The sequence below is a fragment of the Vibrio sp. 811 genome (assembly GCF_033339195.1).
On sequence record NZ_JAWOUB010000105.1, the window covers coordinates 1 to 1095 of the forward strand.

The 1095-nt window shown below is 43.9% G+C and carries 1 protein-coding gene; it reads right to left on the bottom strand.

Annotated features, from left to right (window positions below):
* The coding region (gene opaM, locus R7Q46_RS25145) for an acyl-homoserine-lactone synthase OpaM (protein ID WP_318077931.1) at positions 1-1093 on the bottom strand (1093 nt) is incomplete at its 3' end.
* Positions 1094-1095: the final 2 nt, after the last annotated feature.

The following is a 1095-nucleotide window of genomic DNA, read 5'->3' on the forward strand; positions in this document are numbered from 1 at the left end:
CCATCGATTCAAAATTCCAGAAGCCCCGGTACGTATTAATACCGTCACCGTTAATGTCGCAGTATCCTGAATGAAAGTAGGCTTTAGAATCAATAGATTGATAAAAATTTAACATGAACGCTTGTTCTATAATGGTGAACCCAACCTTGTAGCCTGACTGAAACAGCACATTCATCAGCTCTTTTTGTGCAAGATATAAGAAGTAGAGCTTGTGTTGAACGCTGCCGCTCACAGTAAGACGTAGCACTTCGCATACCGTCTCTGTTTTAGTTATGTGTGTTTGGAATGCCTGATCAAACACTGTTAAAGAACCATAGTCTGTAACGAGGTCACTTGCCAAGATATCAAGACGATTAAGCTCTTGATAGCCGTGCAGAGGTAGACAGAATCGCCATTTTTCACTGTTAAACTGCGGCGCATAACTTAGCCAAGTGTTACGTTGGTTCCAGTCTTGGATTAGCGCTGATGCGACCAACACCGGAGTTGTCTGAGTTTGGAGCAGAATAAAGTGCTTACCTTTCTGAGAAAGTGACAACAAGGGCAAAATCTCATACCACTTTTCTCCTTGAACGAAGAGCTCCAAATTACTCAGCGCAACTGCGTCACTCAAGGTCATTGCCACTGGGTAGCTGGGCAGTTGAACGCGCATTGAAGACTCTGAAATATCATCAATGAGCATTGCTGAGTAAGAGGCGTCTTCGAAGGAGAGTTCAGTCGCTGGCTCGCGGTTTTCAAGCGAGTATTTCTGTTTGATGGCTTCGATTTCGCAAGCGCACCAAAAGTCTAACCAATGAGGGAAGCACTCTGCTACGGTTAATTCAAGTAGATAGACGTCGTCATGTAGGTTGTTCGGATGCAGTCGAACCAAATCTCGATAATCCATTAACTCAAACAAGACAGAAAGACTTTTGGACTGGTACTCAGGATAGCGTGCCAGCAAGTTCGTTTCTCGTTGATGAGTGATGGACTCAAAGAGAGAGGCTCTCTCTTGTGGTGTGAGGAAGCGAAGAACAATATCGATCAGTGCCTGTTGTTTTGTTTCAATAGGCAAATCTGTATTGGAAAGCGAAACCAAAGACAGCTTAAGACTCATGA